The 19,954-nt window shown below is 41.4% G+C and carries 20 protein-coding genes; 6 read left to right on the top strand and 14 right to left on the bottom strand.

The annotated features are described in order from the left end of the window. Window positions 1-38 precede the first annotated feature (38 nt). The 3 genes from LQ203_RS16430 to LQ203_RS16420 all read right to left on the bottom strand — a co-directional run bounded on the left by LQ203_RS16430 (window position 39) and on the right by LQ203_RS16420 (window position 4,179). Window positions 39-2,408, bottom strand: coding sequence for a penicillin acylase family protein (locus tag LQ203_RS16430; protein ID WP_230159447.1), 2,370 nt, complete (start codon window positions 2,406-2,408; stop codon window positions 39-41). A 230-nt stretch (window positions 2,409-2,638) separates the two neighbouring features. Continuing rightward, window positions 2,639-3,079 (bottom strand): hypothetical protein, encoded by a 441-nt coding sequence (locus LQ203_RS16425; protein WP_230159446.1) that lies wholly within the window; start codon window positions 3,077-3,079, stop codon window positions 2,639-2,641. Between the two features lie 236 nt (window positions 3,080-3,315). After that, on the bottom strand, window positions 3,316-4,179 hold the full coding sequence (locus tag LQ203_RS16420) for an STAS domain-containing protein (protein WP_230159445.1): 864 nt from the start codon (window positions 4,177-4,179) through the stop codon (window positions 3,316-3,318). A gap of 144 nt (window positions 4,180-4,323) precedes the next feature. Between LQ203_RS16420 and LQ203_RS16415 the strand changes: the two genes are divergently transcribed. Further along, window positions 4,324-4,467, top strand: a complete 144-nt coding sequence (locus tag LQ203_RS16415; protein ID WP_230159444.1) for a hypothetical protein — start codon at window positions 4,324-4,326, stop codon at window positions 4,465-4,467. Between the two features lie 106 nt (window positions 4,468-4,573). Here LQ203_RS16415 and LQ203_RS16410 read toward each other — a convergent pair whose 3' ends face one another. From LQ203_RS16410 to LQ203_RS16395, 4 genes are all read right to left on the bottom strand, one after another. Next, on the bottom strand, window positions 4,574-4,903 hold the full coding sequence (locus LQ203_RS16410; RefSeq protein ID WP_230159443.1) for a hypothetical protein: 330 nt from the start codon (window positions 4,901-4,903) through the stop codon (window positions 4,574-4,576). 99 nt (window positions 4,904-5,002) lie between these two features. Next, on the bottom strand, window positions 5,003-6,196 hold the full coding sequence (locus tag LQ203_RS16405) for an MFS transporter (RefSeq protein ID WP_230159442.1): 1,194 nt from the start codon (window positions 6,194-6,196) through the stop codon (window positions 5,003-5,005). A 148-nt stretch (window positions 6,197-6,344) separates the two neighbouring features. Then, window positions 6,345-7,667, bottom strand: coding sequence for an amino acid permease (locus tag LQ203_RS16400; RefSeq protein ID WP_230159441.1), 1,323 nt, complete (start codon window positions 7,665-7,667; stop codon window positions 6,345-6,347). 375 nt (window positions 7,668-8,042) lie between these two features. Next, a complete protein-coding gene (locus LQ203_RS16395; RefSeq protein ID WP_290370600.1) occupies window positions 8,043-8,870 on the bottom strand; it encodes an undecaprenyl-diphosphate phosphatase in 828 nt (275 codons plus the stop codon). Between the two features lie 152 nt (window positions 8,871-9,022). Here LQ203_RS16395 and LQ203_RS16390 point away from each other — a divergent pair, with 152 nt between their 5' ends. After that, window positions 9,023-9,766 (top strand): glycerophosphodiester phosphodiesterase, encoded by a 744-nt coding sequence (locus LQ203_RS16390; protein WP_230159440.1) that lies wholly within the window; start codon window positions 9,023-9,025, stop codon window positions 9,764-9,766. Between the two features lie 60 nt (window positions 9,767-9,826). On the opposite strand, the gene LQ203_RS16385 is transcribed toward LQ203_RS16390, so the two are convergent. Further along, entirely contained in the window at window positions 9,827-10,030 is a 204-nt protein-coding gene (locus tag LQ203_RS16385; protein WP_063234094.1) for an alpha/beta-type small acid-soluble spore protein, read from the bottom strand. Window positions 10,031-10,197: 167 nt separating this feature from the next. Between LQ203_RS16385 and LQ203_RS16380 the strand changes: the two genes are divergently transcribed. Then, a complete protein-coding gene (locus LQ203_RS16380; protein ID WP_230159439.1) occupies window positions 10,198-11,484 on the top strand; it encodes a glycoside hydrolase family 18 protein in 1,287 nt (428 codons plus the stop codon). A 273-nt stretch (window positions 11,485-11,757) separates the two neighbouring features. Continuing rightward, window positions 11,758-12,750: a potassium channel family protein gene (locus tag LQ203_RS16375; protein WP_230159438.1), complete on the top strand. Its 993-nt coding sequence runs from the start codon at window positions 11,758-11,760 to the stop codon at window positions 12,748-12,750. Here the strand turns inward: LQ203_RS16375 and LQ203_RS16370 are convergent. The 3 genes from LQ203_RS16370 to LQ203_RS16360 all read right to left on the bottom strand — a co-directional run bounded on the left by LQ203_RS16370 (window position 12,747) and on the right by LQ203_RS16360 (window position 16,192). Beyond that, complete coding sequence (locus LQ203_RS16370; protein WP_230159437.1) at window positions 12,747-13,151, bottom strand: YugN-like family protein; 405 nt, start codon at window positions 13,149-13,151, stop codon at window positions 12,747-12,749. The two genes, LQ203_RS16375 and LQ203_RS16370, sit on opposite strands and share 4 nt — an antisense overlap. A 382-nt stretch (window positions 13,152-13,533) precedes the next feature. Continuing rightward, window positions 13,534-14,880 (bottom strand): glucose-6-phosphate isomerase, encoded by a 1,347-nt coding sequence (locus LQ203_RS16365; RefSeq protein WP_230159436.1) that lies wholly within the window; start codon window positions 14,878-14,880, stop codon window positions 13,534-13,536. A gap of 148 nt (window positions 14,881-15,028) precedes the next feature. Further along, complete coding sequence (locus LQ203_RS16360; protein ID WP_230159435.1) at window positions 15,029-16,192, bottom strand: iron-containing alcohol dehydrogenase; 1,164 nt, start codon at window positions 16,190-16,192, stop codon at window positions 15,029-15,031. Window positions 16,193-16,401: 209 nt separating this feature from the next. Between LQ203_RS16360 and LQ203_RS16355 the strand changes: the two genes are divergently transcribed. After that, window positions 16,402-16,635, top strand: a complete 234-nt coding sequence (locus LQ203_RS16355) for a DUF378 domain-containing protein (RefSeq protein ID WP_230159434.1) — start codon at window positions 16,402-16,404, stop codon at window positions 16,633-16,635. A gap of 201 nt (window positions 16,636-16,836) precedes the next feature. Here LQ203_RS16355 and yugI read toward each other — a convergent pair whose 3' ends face one another. Next, window positions 16,837-17,241 carry a S1 domain-containing post-transcriptional regulator GSP13 gene (gene yugI, locus LQ203_RS16350; protein WP_061143894.1) on the bottom strand — a complete coding sequence of 135 codons (405 nt, stop codon included), beginning with the start codon at window positions 17,239-17,241 and terminating at the stop codon, window positions 16,837-16,839. 527 nt (window positions 17,242-17,768) lie between these two features. Here yugI and LQ203_RS16345 point away from each other — a divergent pair. Then, window positions 17,769-18,122, top strand: coding sequence for a helix-turn-helix transcriptional regulator (locus LQ203_RS16345; protein WP_230159433.1), 354 nt, complete (start codon window positions 17,769-17,771; stop codon window positions 18,120-18,122). Window positions 18,123-18,279: 157 nt separating this feature from the next. Here LQ203_RS16345 and LQ203_RS16340 read toward each other — a convergent pair whose 3' ends face one another. Both LQ203_RS16340 and LQ203_RS16335 read right to left on the bottom strand, forming a co-directional pair. Next, entirely contained in the window at window positions 18,280-19,449 is a 1,170-nt protein-coding gene (locus LQ203_RS16340; protein ID WP_230159432.1) for an aminotransferase, read from the bottom strand. Next, window positions 19,446-19,946 carry an Lrp/AsnC family transcriptional regulator gene (locus LQ203_RS16335; protein ID WP_230159431.1) on the bottom strand — a complete coding sequence of 167 codons (501 nt, stop codon included), beginning with the start codon at window positions 19,944-19,946 and terminating at the stop codon, window positions 19,446-19,448. Before LQ203_RS16335 ends, LQ203_RS16340 begins: the two co-directional genes overlap by 4 nt. Window positions 19,947-19,954 lie beyond the last annotated feature (8 nt).

Raw genomic sequence — 19,954 nt, 5'->3', positions numbered from 1 at the left:
CTGGACTTGGTACTTTTTTTATGAAAAATATTCGTTTATCAGTATGATGGATTCAATGTCAGCTTATCCCCTTTTGGATCGGCTAATACGGTTTTGTGATAAGTACCTTCTGCCCAATCATCAAGCTGATCGTGGTACCATTCGCTTTTAACGTTACCCGATTGGCCCGGGCCAACGAGGTGATAGGCCTGACTCATGTCGGATAGGTCGATGACAAATCTCCAGGAGCCCCCATGATTAACGGTTCCGTCATCTAAAAATGCCGCTGCCTGTACGGTGACACTGCTGCCGCCGACCGGCAATCCACCGCCGCTGTTAAACAATAGATTTAACGGGGTGACACTCGATAGCGGGTGGTTAAACCTTACCTGATGATAGTCTCCCCATTCCCAATCAGCTATATCGTCACCTTGTGATTCTTCCAGTTCCCCTAACGTCTCCTGCAACGACTTTGCGAGTACCTGTTCTAGTCCGCCTGCCTCTTCAATCCAAGGACCTGGCTTTCCGTCCAGTGCCCGTCTCAGCAGTTCATCGACTGCAGAACGTCTTCCATTAAAGAGGTTGAGGGTCTCCTCAGGTATTTCTTCTGTAAGCAGGACTTCCCCTATTTTTTTCATCCAGACATTAAATATCATCGGTGCCGCTTCATCAACAGAGTCAATCTGATTCCATTTCTTCAGAATCCTTAGAGCCTGGTCTTCCTGTTTACCCGATGAGCCTTTCAATACCTCCAGGAATTGAGGGACAAACTCCTTAGCTTGCAGATTCACCTGATCCATCTGCAGACTTTGCATATCCTCTGCCGTAAGCTTTTTATTGGCCTTTAAAAACTCCTGTATCCTCATCTGACGGTAAGGCTGTGCCCAGTTATTGCTGATGTGGTACGGGTAATCATCTGAGATGACTTTATTATTGGCTGTCGAAATGAACCCTTCTTTTGGATTGATCGTTTTTGGAAGTTCATCAAATGGAATATAGCCCTTCCATTCATATTCATCTGTCCATCCAGGTACAGGCAGCATACTATCTCCTTTTTTCCGGATTGGGATCTTGCCGTTCGCCTTATAGGCAATGGTCCCATCGACCGAGGCAAAGACGAAATTCTGTGCCGGCGTTTCAAATTTCAGTAGTGCCTTTTCGAAATCTTTCCAGTTTGCCGCTTTATTCATATTCAATACGGCTTCAAGCTCGGCAGATGGATCAAGTGCCGTCCACCTTAATGCAAGCACAGTATCTTTTCCGCTTTTGCCGGCAAACTCGGAGACAACCGGTCCATGGCGGGTAACCGTCACTTTATAGTCAAGTGTCTTCCCATCCTTCACCTTGATCGGTTCGTCCAAGATTTTTGCTTTTTTCCATTTATCTTTGAAGGCAAATTCCATCTCATTTTCCGGGTTTCTCTTTTCAATAAACAGATCCTGGACATCCGGACCTGTATTGGTCACACCCCAAGTGATCTTTTCGTTATGACCAAGAATGATTCCTGGAACCCCGGCAAAGATAACACCGCTCACATTGACTGACGGGGCCTCCAAATGCATTTGATACCAAACGGACGGTGTAGCTAACCCTAGATGAGGATCGTCTGCCAAAAGCGGCTGACCGGAATCCGTTTTCTTACCCGATACAACCCAGTTATTGCTGCCATTGAATTCATAAGGAATAACGGCCCCAGCGAAACTTTTTTCAATATCCAGCTCTTCCTTACTTATAATATAAGGAGCGTTCTTTGGATAATTCGGGAATAAATCATACGCTTTTTCCTTTGGGAAAGTTTGCAGCAAATACTGTCTAAACGCCTGATCTTCCCAGTTCCCGCCTAAATCAAAAGCCATATATTTACCGATGGTGAGCGAATCGACGGGTGTCCATGGCTCTGGTTCGTATCCAAGTAAAGTGAACTCGACCGGCCATTTTCCATTCTCCTTCAATTCATCGATATAAAGATTGACCCCTTCTGCAAATACATCCAAGGCTTCTTTCCCGTCACTTGTATATTCTGCATAGGAGGCCTCAGCTGCCCACCTCAACCCAAGTGTGCGGAAATATTTATCATTCTTGACGGTTTTCTCACCAATCACTTCACTCAATCTTCCTGACGCCTGACGCCTGCTTAAATCCATTTGAAATAAACGGTCTTGTGCTTGGATGTACCCTTGTGCTAAATATAAATCATGTTCATTTGCAGCGTTAATATGAGGGACACCACTGGAATCCCTCACAACTGTAACCGCTTCCAAAAGACCTGGAAGCGATATTTCCCCCTTTGTTTCCGGCAAGGATCTTGATAGAAATACATTTGCTGCAATCAAGACAGACAGCAAAAGTAAAATCAGGATTCCAAAACTCCATAGTGCACGTTTTCTCCACTTCCGTTTTGGTTTTTGCTGGGGCACGGCAACTTCCATCAATTCATCTCCCTTTCCCTATAAAACTCTCTCTCTCTCTTTCTTTCTACTTAAGGTATTCCGCATTTCATCCCAGCTTTCCTACCAACTTCCCAACTTTCTCTCTTTTCCCCAAGTATCATAGCGATTTTTTGATTTTCCTGAAGGGAGGATTAAATTATTATCACGATTCCCTATAAACGTTAATCGATACAAAAACACCGATACTACGTATCGATGTTAGGGGAAGGTCAGCTATTTTTAATTATGTATTCAATCACTTTATCTACATCATCGGAATAAAAAAGGGCCTTATCAAAGTCATGGGCCGCCTTCGTCTCGGCTTCCATGTATTCAACCATGGAAAGTAAACCAAAGAGCCTCTTCCATTTATGGTTTTTCTCCAGAAGTTTTCTTTCCCTTTTTATATCCTCTGGTATGAATTCGTTGATGATAAAACAAGGGTCAGAAAATGCGGGGTACAAAAAATGGCCGTTCAAGTTTCGTAATTTTTCTTGATCCCATTCCACCCTGACCAAATCCGATATGACCGTCACATTTTGGACCGAGTCGAGGATGCGCTTTGACAGTGCATCATATTCTTCGTCTTCCAATCCGTTATCTGTCATGATTCCTATACAATACCATTTTTCATCCGGTTCCAAATCATCATGTTTCTTCTTAAAAAACACTCTTCATCCACCTTCCTTTAAGCCTTATATGACTCATCTGTTTGAGAGTTGTTTCTGTATGTGTCTCACCATTCACGTTTTTTCCATTCGTCACAAGGGCGGGGTATGTGCAACATGCTCTTTCCGCCATTTCACTATACCATGAAGAAATATCATAAGGATGATAAAAGGATAAAACTCAAACTCCATAATACTTCGTCATACAAAAAAAGATATCCTGAAAAAGGATACCTCCATCATATTGGTTGAATTGCCAGTCCTCGTTGTTTAAAGAGGTATTCCATAGCCTGCGCGAAGGATAGAAAAGCTTCTACCTGGTTAGCAAAATCTAATTTTACAATTTGTTTCACCACATCAGGAGTGAAACCGACGAACATCGTTTCCGTTCCCATCAACGACAGTGCCCCCACCAATTGATCGAGCAGGGAAAGTACATTACTTTCCTTCGTAAAGGTAATGCCGGAGAAATCCATGATCAATACCTCCGCATGAAAATCTGCACATTTTTGCAGCACCGTCGATTGCATCGACTCCATTCTCCAATCATCAATGCGCCCGATCAACGGTATAAGCAGGACATCCTTTAAAAAAGTCTGAACGATCGGAGTTGCCAATTCTTCCATGACTTCTTGGTTTTCTTTTATCTTCTTCAAAGAATCCTTTGCCGCTTTTGCCATTTGTTTATAATGATTCACATAACTAATACTCACACAATGAATGTATTGGTCAAGGATTGCATCAATTATCGAACTTGCCTTTAGCAAAATTTCAATCGAGTAATAACGGTTGCTTACCTCTTCTTCAATGAAACTCCAGAAAAGGTTACGCACCAGCTGAGCTTCCCCGATATTCTTATCTAAAGGAACGCCCATATCCACGATGCGCTTTCCAATTGTCATGCCCGTTACTTTCATACTTTCCATCGCTTGTTCCTTACCATGAATCAAAGCATCTGCATGAATTTGAATGAGCTGTGACCTTACCTCTTTACTTGTTTCAAAATCAAGGAGTGGGTCCTCTTCTTCAAACAACTCGATATGTTCCACTAAAATATATTTGAATTTTTCAATTTTTTCACCGATCATTCTTAATTCTTCCATGTAAACCTCCCATACAGGGCTTTTATCACATTTTATCAAAATATTAATGATTAAGGATATAAAATCCTTCTATTACCAATATGATAATAGACGTTTACCCTTTTCTTAAAAAGGGTAAACGATATATGACTTGGAGGGATTACCATGAAAAAAGATCAACAAGACTTTGAATCAGAAAACATGAGCGATTTAGTCGAACTGATAAACAGTAAAAATAACAGCCGCAGGATATTAGATGTACTACGGCGTAATAAAAAGGATAAAGGTAAAAGCAAAGATAAAAAATGAAAAAGCCCAGTCCAACATGGCCTGGGTTTTTGAATGGATAAAATAAAAGAGCTGAATTCGTTTTTTAAACAAACTCAGCTCTTCCGCCATTATTTACTGTTTGACACTATCTTTTTCTCCGAATTTCCTTCACATGGTTTCCCTCGGTAGTTATATAGACTGTTTCATCAATTTTGTATGTTAAATAACGGTCACAATCTATTTCCAACGTTTTCCCATTGCTGAACTTCATTGCGCAATTGGAACCCTCTTCGGTTTCCGTCACATCAATGACTTTGTTCGTCTTAAAACCGACCGCCTTGCCATCGGAGAAATGAGGATAGTATTTTTCAACAATCTCCACTTTTTCCAACCTGCCCGGACTTGTTAAGTATACAACGAATAATATAATTAAAACGGCTATTAACCCAACGAGAATTACTGCTTTTCGTTTCACTCTATCTATTAACCTCTTCTCTTATCAATCTATTATTCAATATCCATTTTCACTAGATTATATTCAGGATTCCAGAAAATCATGATAGAAAAGATCATTTTATTTAGCGATTTTCACTTTTTCAACCATCATTGCACAAATAGCCGCCAGAACGATTAGAATGGATACAGCCGAAATGACCCCTCCCCAGCCGAACCTCATCAGAAATAAACCGCCTGATGCCCCAATGACACTAGACCCAGCATAGTAAAATAGTAGATATAAAGAAGATGCCTGTGCCTTTTCACTTTTTTCGGCTAAACTCCCAACCCAGCTGCTCGCAATTGAATGAGCTCCAAAAAAGCCAAATGTAAACAGGGCAAGCCCGATTATTTTCAGCATAAGCGGATCCAATAACGTTAAAAGGGCACCCACTAGCATGATTGCGATTCCGGAAAGAAGAACGTGCCTCCGACTATATTGATCCGCAAGCTTCCCCATCCATGTAGAACTAAATGTTCCAACAAGATAAATAATGAAAATGAAGCCGATCAATGTCTGTGATAAATGATATGGCGGTCCCATTAATGGTATACCCACAAAGTTATAAACCGTAACAAACGAGCCCATTAATAGGAAAGCCATACCGAATAAGAGTACTAGTCTGCTATTCCTTAAGTTATTAATCAGAGATGTTTTTATTCTCGATACTGAGACTCCTACGCGGACAGCATGATGCGAAGGAGGAAGCATCCACCAAAAAGCCAGACTGATGGCCAAACTTAAAGCTCCAAGGCTGCCAATCGCTATGTTCCATGAGAAGTGATCAGTCAGGACCCCTACAATCAGCCTGCCAGCCAATCCTCCAATGCTCGAACCACTCACGTAAATTCCCATCACATAGCCCAGACTTTTCGGATGAAATTCTTCATTGATGTAGGCCATGGCTATTGCCGGGAATCCAGCAAGCACAGCTCCTTGAATCGCTCGTATTGCAATCAGGATGTATAAGTCATCATGGATGAAGCTGACACATATGGATAACAAAGCAGACAACGTGAGCGCTGTCCCCATTATTTTTTTCCTATCGATATTTTCAGAGAAAAAGGAAACAAGCAATAAACAAATGGCAAGCGTTCCTGTTGCAAAAGATAATGTCAGACTTGCCATTGCCGGAGAAACGCCGAATTGCTTGGCGAATACCGGAATGACCGGTTGCGTGCTATATAGATCGGCAAACGTTACAAAGCTGCCAAGAAATAAAGCCAAGATTGTCTTCCTGAATGATTTACCAGCTGGCTCAATATAATTCACGTTAATTCAGACCCTTCACTTTTAAACTTTTCCCCTATGTTAATACGAACTGACTAAGTTGTCTATTTCACCACTTTTGTCCAAAGGGGAGTTTCGTTCCAGCAATTTATAAAAAAAACCTTCACTGCACGGAGTGAAGGGTTTTTCATTAATATGACCGTTTATCATTCCGCTCACTTTTTTTAAGAAGCCAATATACAGGCATACCTATAATGAGGATGATCACCGAGTACAGGGCATTTAAAGGTGTTTGGATTAATGTGCTTAAAACAATATATATTGCACCAGCAATCGCCACGATGGGAATCAATGGGTAGAATGGTACTTTATACGTTTTCGCATCCGGATCTTTCTTCCGTAAGATAAAGACCGCAAAGAAGGCTAATCCATAAAAACAGAAGACAGAGAAGACGGCCATATTGGTAAGTTTGTCAGGGTCTGTTGCAACCATCATGATGATTGCAATGATCACTTGTAATATCGTCGCATTTATTGGCGTTTTAAACTTGGGCGATATTTTCCCGATTTGTTTATGGCCAGGCATCATTTTATCAGTCGCCATAGCCAATGTTATGCGCGGAAAGGTCAGAAGCTTTCCGTTCAAGCAACCGAAGATTGAAATCGCTATTCCGATTGATATCAATTTCCCGCCCAATTCACCAAATAGAAGCGTTGCCGCAACATTCGCTGCATTCGTACCATGAGCTATGACTCCCTCTGCTCCCAATACATGAAGCATGGCAAGGTTTACAGCTAAGTAAGCGACCATGACCACGACTAAGCCCGTTATGATTGCTCTCGGCAACGTTTTCTGCGGGTTTTTCATTTCTCCTGCCATGAAGCCGACATTCATCCAGCCATCATACGCCCAGAGCGTAGCCAAAATCGCACCGGCCATACTGATTTTCATTGAACCTTCACTGTTGATATTGAATACAGGCATATCACCTTGTGCGATACCGAACACTGCTATGAAAATGATGGGGATCAATTTAGCAACGGTCGATATGGTTTGTATCATACCGCCGTATTTTGTCCCCAGCAGGTTCATCCCTGCTATAAATACAATCGTAAGAATTCCTATTGCCAAAGTGTAGTCTGAAGCGATATTAAATATTCCTGCGACTAATAACCCGAAGTATAAACTGAGTGCACCCATGACTGCAGGTCCATATACCAATGTTTGAACCCAGCCGCATAGGAATCCCCATGCTTTTCCATACACTTCTTCCATATAAACATATAAGCCTCCCGTTTTAGGAATCCGTGTACTCACTTCCGCAATCGTCAATCCGCTTGCCAGGGTAATTAGACCACCTATCAACCAAGCCAACAAGCCCATGGTTGAATTACCGCTTAACTCAAGCACGTCACCAGGTCTCATGAAAATACCAGAACCAATAACTGTACCAACTACAATAGATGTTCCAACCCAAAAGCCAACCGTTTTCTTCAATTGGTCATTTCCCATGACGTCCTCCCCAGGTGTACACATGTACTTATTTTATACTAAAATTATATCATGAAAATTATCCAAGAATAGTTTATGTAATAGTCAGAATCTTCTTGTAAATAACAAGACCCATTGGTATTACTGTGCTCAGGGGACTATATTACATTTATATTTTTTTTACTAATTATGCCTGGAACTGCACTTAAAACCGAATATTTTTTTCAATACAAAAGATTATTCTATTTTTTTATCAAAAATAACGAATTAAAAATCTCTAAACATAAAAATCATTCGTTATATCATTTCGGTAATTCTCTGCATATTTTTCGGGCATAAAAAAACCACCCCATATAAACAGGGTGGTTTCACTCCTCTTTCATGCTTCGGTTCGTATTACCAAATAATGAATAGAAGCACAACTGCCAAGACAATCCGATAGATGGCAAATGGAGTCAATTTAACTTTATTGATTAATTTCAAGAAAAAGCGAATGCAGAATAAAGCAAAGATAAATGCACTGATGAAACCAGCGATAAAAAATGGCAAAACATCAGGTGTGAAGAATTCCCAATATTTCACGATTTTCAACAGACTGGCGCCTGCCATGATCGGCACTGCCATGATGAACGTGAAATCGGAAGCAGCCCGATAGCTCATCCCTAAAAGCACACCGCCGGAAATCGTTGAACCTGAACGGGAAAATCCAGGCCATAATGATAAACATTGAATTAACCCAACTCCAAGGGCTTGTTTATATGTGATTTGGTCAACCGTTTCAGCAGTCAACCTTGGACGGAATTTATCCGCAGCAATCATCAATAACGCGCCCAGGAACAATCCGACGATAACCGTCTTCATCGTAAATAAATTTTCATCGATGTAATCTTCGAACAATAAACCTAAAACGGCAGCCGGTAACAAACCGACGATGATCTGCAATAGGTTTAGCTTTTTGCCCTTCACAGCAGATGTGTCCTTCAATCTTCTTAATCCAAGCAAGTCCATAAACCGCCCCCAGAAGAGCACGACTACAGCCAGTATCGAACCAAGCTGGATGACCACCTTGAACGCATTGGCCACTTCACTCCCGTAAAGCTCGCTCGACTTCAGCCATAAATCATCGACGATAATCATATGCCCAGTGGACGATACTGGAGCAAATTCAGTTAATCCTTCAACAAGCCCAAGGACAACCGCAACAAAAATTTCCCACATATTCATTATTTTCACCTCATAATTCGAACACCTATTTATGGAAATACCATTAGTATTGTACTCGTTGTTTAAATCATTGTCTATTAAACATAGCTAAAACATTTTAAGGGTATATGTATGATAGGTTCTAGATAAAGTTTAAAGGGGAAGTGATGAATTTGCAAAGCATAAAAATTTTCGCCCATAGAGGGTCCAAAGGAACTCACCCTGAAAATACCATGGCCGCCTTTCAAAAGGCTGCAGAAATCGGTGCAGAGGGAATCGAGTTCGATGTCCATCTTAGTTCTGATGGGGAGTTGGTCATAATTCATGATGAAACACTTGATCGAACGACCTCACTTACAGGGTACGTAAAAGATCATTCGGCACAAATGCTGAAAACAGCGGATGCCGGGGGTAAATTCTCCAAGAAATTCCTTGGAGAGCCGATCCCTTTTTTAACGGATGTTTTCGACTGGGCCAGGGGTAATGCACTTTTGATGAATATCGAAATAAAAACGGATAAACTCGCTTACGAAGGAATCGAACAGAAGATTATAGATGCAATTCGTCAATATCGAATGGAAAGCCGGGTGGTCCTTTCCTCCTTCAACCATGATTCGATTGAAAAAGCGAAGGTGCTTGCTCCAGAACTTGAACGCGCTTTATTGTTCGAGGGGCTTCCTGATAACTTCGAAGAAATATTAAGTAAAAAAATGGAATCCGGATTTCATCCTGATAAAAATAGCCTCACTGAAGCCATAGCTGAAGCGGCAAAAAAACTTGGATACAAAATCCGGCCTTGGGTCGCCAATGATGAAACGGACATCATCAAGCTCGCTAAGATGGATGTGGACGTTATCATGACAGACTTCCCTGAAAAGGCAATCAAAATTTTAAAGGCTTGGAAGGCAACTAGCTGAACAATGCGAAAGAGAAGGAGCGATGCTCCTTCTCTTTCTAATCCATTTTTATTCAGTTAATTAACGAGCATATCCGCCTAATTGTTGCTCAGCCATTTGTACTAAACGTTTTGTGATTTCCCCACCAACAGATCCGTTAGCGCGAGAAGTAGTGTCAGCACCTAGGTTTACACCAAATTCACTAGCGATTTCATTCTTCATTTGTTGTAGAGCTTGCTCTGCACCAGCTACTACTAGTTGATTGCTGTTATTGTTGTTTGCCATTTGTTTTCACCTCCTACTAATATTAATTAGCATTTTAGGCTTAAATTATTATTGCCAATTTATTGAATTATTTTTTCTTTTCTATTCCTTCAATCCAAAGCTCTTTATCATGAATTTCTTTTTATGCTCATAAACTGTTAGGAAACTTTCAGTAGGAGGGAAAATAATTGCAAATACATGTGGTTAGGCCAGGCCAGACGTTATTTGGCATCGCCCAGACGTACAGCGTAACCGTCGATCGGCTCGTGGAAACAAATAAGATTCCTAACCCAAATAATCTTGTTTCGGGGCAGGCCCTTGTCATTCCAATTGTCGGAAGCTATTATTTCGTTCAACCGGGTGATAGTCTTTATTCCATTTCCCAAAAGGTTAATGTCCCTTTTCAAGAATTGGCAAAAATAAACGGAATTTCCGAAAATCAGTCCTTATCCGTGGGATATCGTCTCTATGTTCCGGCACGTAAGAAAAGGACCGCCGAATTCAACGGCTATGTCGAGCCGAGGGGTACGACCGTTGCACCTGCCCTTGTGACGGCCACAAGAGAGGCTGCGCCCTATTTAACCTACTTAGCTCCATTCAGCTTCCAGGTGCTTCGTGACGGCTCCTTAAAAGAGCCCTTGCTCGATGATTTCCCTGCCATCGCCAGGGAAAACAAAAATGTCTTAATGATGGTGATCACGAATCAGGAAAATGACCAATTCAGCGATGAGCTCGGACGAATCATCTTAACGAATACTTCCGTTCAAAATAAATTCCTGAACAACATCGTTGCAACCGCCAAGAAATACGGTTTCAGGGATATCCACTTTGACTTTGAGTTTTTGCGGCCGGCAGATAAAGAAGCCTATAATCAATTTCTCCGAAAAGCCAAGGAGCGATTCAAGAAAGAAGGATGGTTCATTTCAACGGCACTTGCCCCGAAAACAAGTGCGGAACAAAAAGGACGCTGGTATGAGGCACATGACTATAAGGCACATGGTGAAATCGTCGACTTTGTTATCATCATGACTTACGAATGGGGATTTAGCGGCGGACCGGCAATGGCAGTGTCTCCAATTGGACCTGTTCGCGATGTACTCGAATATGCCATCACCGATATTCCCGCCAACAAAATCCTGATGGGTCAAAACCTTTACGGCTATAATTGGACCCTGCCTTTTGTTCAGGGATCCACAGCCAAGGCTGTAAGCCCTCAGCAGGCCATCCAAATTGCGGCGGCCAATAATGTAGCCATCGAGTATGATGAAACCGCCCAGGCCCCACATTTCAGATATACAGATATTGAAGATAAGCAGCATGAGGTATGGTTTGAAGATGCCAGATCGATTCAGGCAAAATTCGATTTACTTAAAGAACTGAATTTGAGAGGGATGAGTTATTGGAAACTCGGCCTATCCTTCCCGCAAAACTGGCTGCTCATCAGCGATAACTTTAACGTACGCAGAAGGGTTTGAGGCCAGAATGAGCCTATCCTCAATTTCTTGGAATGCCAAAGCGTAAACGGGCATATAATCCATCAACGAGCATGAAGTCCAGGTTCAGGATACGTGACTCAACCACAAAAGCCTTCCGGCGTTTTCCGGAGGGCTTTTGTCATTTTCCCGTATTCTAGTTGCAGTTTTCCAGTTAATTTGCCGGAATTCATAACTTAAAGTTTTCCGCCTTCACCTTATGAGCAAAGCTTTTTTTGACCATACTAAAAGGAACAGCTTAAGGGGTGTGAAAACATGATTCGAATCAGTCCATTCAATAGCGCCTTTCCTAGAATTCCGCGTATCATTAGATTGCTTTCCATCATCGCGTTATTTTTGCTCTCATTCGGGATTGTGATTCACCTTGTGGAGCCAAAGAGATTTCCCACCTTACTTGATGGCATCTGGTGGGCAATCGTGACGATGTCAACGGTAGGTTACGGAGATTACACGCCAGTGACCAATCTTGGTAAAGTCATTGGGATCATCCTCATATTGTCAGGTGCGGGTCTGGTCACCTCTTATTTTGCGTATATTGCTAAAATGTCCATTTCCACCGAACAGCAATTTTTAACGGGAAAAAAAGAATTCAGTGGCGGCGGTCATATTATCATAGTGGGCTGGAATGAACGCTCCAAGAGAATCATCCAAAACATCCATGACCTTAAACATCATCAATCCATTGTTCTTATAGATGATACGCTGCAAAAGCACCCGCTTCCAAGAACGAATATCCACTTCGTTCAAGGAAAAGCTACTTTGGATCCCGTTTTGCAAAAAGCTAATATCAAACAAGCCATACGTGTCCTTATCACAGCGGACCTCAAGCAAGACGAGCTGCAAACGGATATGTTCTCGATATTAACGTTACTGGCTGTCAAAGGCATGAATCCGAGCGTTTATTGTCTTGTGGAGATTTTGACGTATGAACAAAAGGGAAACGCTTTACGGGCTGGAGCGGACGGGATCGTCGAAACGAATAAATTCGCAAGTAACTATATGCAGGATCGCTTATCTAAAGGGATTCTTTGGGATGCCGATGGGCAAAATGAAAGGCATGGATTGAACGTCAAAGAGCTGCCCCTTCAGATGGAATGGGCAGAATTAACCTTCAAACAGTTGAGCGTAAAGCTAATTGACAAGAACATGATATTGGTCGGTATCATTTCAGGAGGCAGGACAGTCATCAAGCCCCCTCTTGATGTAATCATACATCTTAATGATACCCTACTAATCATTGAAGATTAATGTAATAAAAGCTTTTCCAAATCACGGACAAGCGATTTTCCATAAGAGATATAGTTTTCAGGAAATTCAGCATCCGGGTCTTCCGGTTCAGCAAACTGATTGAAGGAAGCAGAGAGGTTACCGATATTCCCTTCATCGTCAACACCATCCTCGTATTTATGAGATAACAAAAACGGTTGTAAAAGTTCCACCATTACCCCATCCTTATCGAGTGAACCATCAACAGCCTTGAAAGGAACACGTAAGAACTGGTATCCATCACTGTCATCCATTTTATAATCAAAAGACCCGTGATCATAATCCCAGCCTCCGCCGATCACATAGCCTTCCGGTTTTAACTTCGTTTCCAGATCGAACAGCCCGAATGTTTTCCCTTCCAACTCAGAAGAAACTTTAATCATTGTAAAAAACCTCTTTCGCTAATTTTCTATTAGCATAACCAAAAGGTCATTAAAAAAACCTGGATTGACCCTATACTTAGCATAAAGGGGATCGAGCCTCCTCAATAATTTCCAAGCTCTTTTCACCTTGGTTGCTTCACCCGACTTCTCCAATTGCAATGGCTGGATCTCTCATCTCGATTTAGCGCATTTCCTGTTGCAACCGCTGGTTCGCCTGCAGCTTTTCTTTAGCTGTTTCACCCAATTATATCGGACTGGAGCCGCGCTCTCAGTCTCCCTAACCTCTTGATGCTACTGCCGAACCATTTTTGAGCAGAATTTGCAAGTTCAAAAAAAAGGTACCAAGCTGGATGTATATTACATCTGCTTGATACCTTTTTTATTATAAGCGCTGCTCTAGCTCCGCTTTTTTCTCTTCATAACCCGGCTTGCCTAAAAGCGCAAACATGTTCACTTTATACGCTTCCACTCCAGGCTGATCAAACGGATTGACACCTAATAGGTAACCGCTCATTGCACAAGCTTTTTCGAAGAAATACACAAGATAGCCAAAAGTATATGCATCAAGCTGTGGAACCGTTACGATCAGGTTTGGAACGCCACCGTCCGTATGGGCTAAAAGCGTACCCTCGAATGCTTTATTATTGACGAATTGCACGGTTTCCCCTGAAAGATAATTCAGACCATCCAAGTCATTATCCGCTTCTTCAATTAATAATTCATGACGCGCCTTTTCCACTTTGATGACTGTTTCAAAAAGGTCACGCCGACCTTCCTGAACATACTGCCCTAATGAATGCAGATCAGTTGAAAAGTTAGCTGATGAAGGGAAAATCCCTTTTTGATCCTTTCCTTCACTTTCTCCGAATAATTGTTTCCACCACTCAGAGAAGTATTGAAGTCCAGGCTCATAGTTTATCAGCATTTCAATGGTTTTCCCTTTATTGTATAGGACATTACGAACCGCAGCATATTGGTAGGCCTGATTATCAGCAAGCTCGGAAGAACTGAAGTCCACCCTGGCACGCTCAGCTCCCTCCATGATTTGATCAATATCCGCCCCGCTGACCGCAATCGGAAGCAACCCAACGGCTGTTAAAACCGAATAACGTCCGCCAACATCATCAGGGATTACGAAAGTTTGGAAGCCTTCCTCCGTTGCCACCGTTTTTAATGCGCCCTTTTCTTTATCAGTGGTCGCATAAATACGGCTTTTAGCTTCTTCCACTCCATATTTTTGTTCCAGCAGTTTCCGGAAAATCCTGAAGGCTAGTGCAGGTTCAGTGGTTGTACCCGATTTAGAAATAACATTGATTGAGAAATCCCTATTTTCCAATAGGTCCATTACGTCTTGCATATATGTAGAGCTTATATTGTTACCTACAAAAAGAATCTGCGGTGTATTCCTTTTGTCCGAAGGCAAAATGTTATAAAAACTATGTTGAAGCATCTCAACTGCCGCACGTGCTCCCAAGTATGATCCACCGATTCCGATAACCAATAACACATCAGAATCTTCTTTTATTTTTGCTGCCGCTTTTTTGATTCGCGAGAACTCTTCTTTATCATAATTGGCGGGTAAATCAATCCAGCCAAGATATTCATTGCCTGCCCCTGTCTGTTCATGCAGAGAATGGTGTGCCACTTTTACAGCATCCTGTAAATAAGTTATTTCATGCTCCCCGAAAAACGGCAGGGCTTTTGAATAATCGAAACGTATATGGGACATTCCAATTCCTCCTCGAATTTTAACTTTCCCTTTCACTTTATCTGATGTAATTCTCATAATCAAGAAAACATAAAGTAAAAAAACGGATTATGCCTTTCAAAGTACTCTCCCACCTGCCAAGGCGGGAGATCTGCAACATTTCACTGAATTATAATGAAGCCCTTAAAATGGCTAGGACATCTTCGCGGTTCAGGATTTTGAATCGTCCAAATTCCCCTCTGCTCATCGCTTTATCAGCCATGACTTCCAACTGTGAGTCATCGATGCCATAATCCGAGAGATTGGTCGGAGCCCCTAAGCTGCTCCAAAATGCCCGAAGTCGTTCAATGCCCTCTAATGCCGCTTCCTCATCCGTTTTACCTTCAGGATCGACATGGAACACGCGGACTGCAACTTGTTTAAAACGTGTGACATTTTCATGGAGCACATGTTTCATCCAATTCGGGAATAAGATCGCCAATCCGCCGGCGTGAGGGATATCATAAACCGCTGAAACGGCGTGCTCAATGTTATGAGTTGCCCAATCACCACTGTAACCAACCCCAAGTGAACCATTCAAGGCTAGATTTCCCGCGTATAAGATAGTGGCACGATGCTCATAATCCTCAAGTTCTTCCAATAATTTAGGAGCCGCTTCAATAACGGTCAATAACAGCGATTCACAAAAACGGTCCTGAAGAGGTGCATGCGTTTCCGGATGGAAGTACGTTTCGAACACATGTGACATCATATCAACCATTCCGTATACCGTTTGATCTTTTGGAACCGAAAAAGTATTTTCAGGATCCAAAATCGAGAATTGAGGAAATACCAATGGACTTCCCCATCCATATTTCTCTTTCGTTTCCCAGTTTGTTATGACAGAGCCTGAATTTGCTTCAGAGCCCGTTGCAGCTAACGTCAGTACCGTTCCAAATGGAAGGGCTTCTTCGACTGGTGCCTTTTTAATGACGAGATCCCATGGGTCCCCCTCATATTTAGCACCTGCAACAATGGCCTTTGTAGCGTCTATAACGCTTCCACCGCCAACAGCAAGTACAAAATCGATACGATGTTCTTTACAAATATCCACACCTTTTCGGACCGTTGAGATGCGTGGATTCGGTTCAACTCCGGAAAGTTCGTATACCTCTGCATCAATCTCTTTCAAGGCATTGATAACTTTTTCATATAAGCCATTTTTCTTAATGCTTCCTCCACCGTATACAAGCAAAACTTTATTACCGTAAGAGGGTATTTCCGATTTTAAGCTTTCAAGCTGACCTTTCCCGAAAATTACTTTAGTAGGATTTTTATAAGTGAAATTCTCCAATGGATATCTCTCCTTTTTATCTCACATAGACCACTTTCGCGACTATATTGCGTCCACTTTGTCCATGAATGTTTTTACTTTTCTTCATTATGACCAATGTTCCAGGTAAATACAAAATATCCGTCCGGTACTTTTGTAAGGATGTATATTTACATGATGAAAAAGCATGATAAGTAATGAACTAACCTATTTTAAAAGGAGGATGTACAATGAGTGGAATACAAAGAACTGCACTTGTACTTACAATAATCGGAGCAATAAATTGGGGATTAATTGGATTTTTCCAATTTGACTTAGTCGCCTCTATTTTCGGTGGACAAGATGCTACTTTGGCACGGATCATTTATGGATTGGTTGGAATTGCCGGTCTTGTTAATCTTGGACTTCTCTTCAAACCTAGTCCTGAAATTTCTAGAGAGCCTGAAACCAGACCGACTCGTTAAAAATCTTAAGTTCATGGGACATTGTTTATGACCTATATAATAAAGCCGGACCATGGGTTACATGACCGGCTTTATTATATTCCTATGCCCCGCCTGCCAATACGCGATAGGTAGAGGTAACTCTGTCTCATTATTACAAGACAGCCATGAACTAAAATGGACAAAAAAAAACCGACAAATCAAATTTGCCGGTTTACAAAATTATTTTTTGATTAAGTCTTCGCGTTGAGATTGTTCAATCCACTCTTGAAGTTTGTCTTTCAATGTGTTGAAACCTTCAGTAGATTCGATGTGAGATGTTGCTTTAACAGATGCTTGGCGTTTTTTCGGAGCTTTTTTCGGAGCTTCAGTACGCTCAGGAGCTTCTTCTGTAGCACGAATCGATAAGCCGATTTTTCCAGCAGCTGAATCGATGGAAAGAACTTTAACTTTTACTTCATCGCCCACTTTTAAATGTTCGTTGATATCTTTAACGAATCCGTGAGTAATTTCAGAAATATGAACTAAACCTTGAGTTGAATCATCTAAAGCAACAAAAGCACCGTATGGTTGAATACCAGTTACTTTACCAGTAACTACCGCACCAATTTCGAATTTTTCAGACATGGTAACACTCCTATTTTATATATATTTTTTCGTCTTTTCACGCAATAAAAAATTATATCACATAATTGGTAAATAATCAAAGTTAAGTATACCATACTTTTTAGGATTTTACTCATTAAAAATGTTTGTTTTTTGGAAATAATAATTAATATAAGATCGTTATATATAACTTATCCTAAAAATTTGCAAATAACCTTCATTTCCCTTAGGATATCCACTCTTTTTTCTAACGATTGAAATTAGAGAAATTCGACACCATTTCTCATGATCATAAAAAGGCTTTAAAGAAAGTAATATACAAGCTAAATATTCTTATTGGCCTTTTTATTCGCTGCATTCTGCACATTGATTATCATACTCGTATTCCTTAAGTCATTTGATCTTAGTTAACACCTTAAGACGTTTCGTTACTTCACTATGCGGCATGTTTTTCACAAAACTTACATATTCATCCACTCTTCTTGTGTTATAATATGGTAAAATAATTACATAAAAAATATATTTCCTGAAAAAAGGAGTGCATGACAATGTCCAATATCGCAAAGATTATCAGGCAATACCGAGAAAATCATAATCTCACTCAACAGGAACTTGCTTTAAAATTACGAATCGGCACAAAGAAGATTGAAAAGTATGAATCAGGTGAATCGGTCACTGATACACAAACCATTTTGCGGCTTTCAACCGTCCTTGATATTCCAGCTTCGGAATTCTTGAAGGATTCTCCAACCGGGAATGCTTCTGGTTTGGACGAAGACATAAAAAAGCTAATTGAAGAAATCGGAACCAAAAAGGCTGAACTCGTTTTAAGAGCAGCTAAAGATTTTAGCGAAGAACAAATTCTGAATGTTATGCATACTTTATATAAAACACAAGCCTAATTCAAAAAATGGTGGCAGTATGTGTATTATTTTTCAGAGTCCTGGATATACTATGATTAACACTTTCTATGTTAATCCATTAGATTAACTCTTTTTCTAATTCCCCCTATGGAAAGGGATCCGGCTGCTAGTAACGGCCGGATCCCAATTTTTTTGCCTATTTACAATGCTTCTTCATGAAACGTTCCATTCTTTTAAGCGCTTCTTGGAGCTGCTCCATGGAGGATGCATAGGAACAGCGGATATGACCTTCACCGCTTTCCCCGAACACATCACCCGGAACAACGGCCACAAGTTCTTCCTTCAAGAGTTTTTCAGCAAATTCCAACGAAGTCATCCCCGTTTTCTCGATCGAAGGAAAAGCATAAAAGGCTCCGCCAGGATTATGGCATTCCAGACCCATCTCATTAAATGATTTCACGATATAATTCCTTCTTCTGCGGTAACTCCTTCGCATTTCTTCAACGTCTTGCATTCCGTGCTTCAATGCTTCCAATGCAGCATGTTGGGCAACGGTAGGCGCACACATCATCGCATATTGATGAAGCTTGAGCATCGCTTCGGAAATTTCCTTAGGTGCACAAACGAACCCAAGTCGCCATCCTGTCATCGCAAAACTTTTCGAAAATCCATTGATGACAATTGTTCTCTCATGCATGCCCTCAATGGCAGCAAAAGAGGTGAATGTCTCATCATAAGCAAGTTCCGCATAGATTTCATCGGAAATGACAAGTAAATCATGCTTTTTAATAATATCCGCAAGCATCACTAATTCTTCCTGCCCAAGCTGGGTGCCAGTCGGGTTATTCGGCGAACAGATTAAAACAGCCTTCGTTTTAGGCGTAATAGCTGCTTCGAGTTGCCCTGGAGTCAACTTAAAGTCATCATCCTTGGAAGTTTGGACAGTGACCGGGATTCCCCCTGCCATGGTCACAAGCGGTGCATAGGCCACAAAGCAAGGTTCGACGACAATGACTTCTTCACCTGGATTCAAGATGCTCCTCAGGGCTATATCAAGCGCCTGGCTTGCGCCGACCGTGACGATGATTTGGTCCTCTGGACTATAAGAAACATGGAATTGCTTCTCCATGTAACCGCTGATTTCCGACCTTAATTCATATAATCCGGCATTGGCTGTATAAGAGGTATACCCTTCCTCCAAGGAGTTGATCGCCGCTTCCCTTATTGCCCAAGATGTAACGAAATCAGGTTCACCCACACCAAGCGAGACGACCCCTTCCAAATTCGCTGCCATATCGAAAAAACGGCGTATGCCTGATGGTTTAAGCTCTGCAATCGTCCTTGATACATAACTCGTTTTAATCATGGTGACACCACAATCCGCTTATCTTCTTCAGTTTGATCAAAAATCGTGCCATCGTGCTTGTATTTTTTCATGATGAAATGAGTCGTCGTGGAAATGACGGAATCAAGTGTCGAAAGTTTTTCTGAAACAAAGCTTGCCACTTCGTTCATCGAACGTCCCTCGACAATGACTGAAAGATCATAGACACCAGACATTAAATAAACGGATTGAACTTCTTTGAATTTGTAAATCCTTTTTGCGACCTCATCGAAACCGACCCCGCGTTTTGGAGTGACTTTAACATCAATCATCGCTGTGACACCATGGTATTCATCCACTTTTGTCCAGTTAATGACTGTTAAATAACGGACAATAACACGCATATCTTCTAATTTCTTCAATGTTATTTCTATGTCCGCTTCTGATAAATCGGTCATTTTAGCCAAATCCTTCAGATCAATCCGGCTGTTATTTTCAATAATTCTCAAGACTTCCAATTCCTCTTCATTCAAGTGCATTGGAAAAC

It is taken from the genome of Peribacillus sp. Bi96 (assembly GCF_918698115.1).
Lineage (GTDB): Bacteria > Bacillota > Bacilli > Bacillales > DSM-1321 > Peribacillus.
This window is presented reverse-complemented; position numbering and strand designations above follow the sequence as displayed.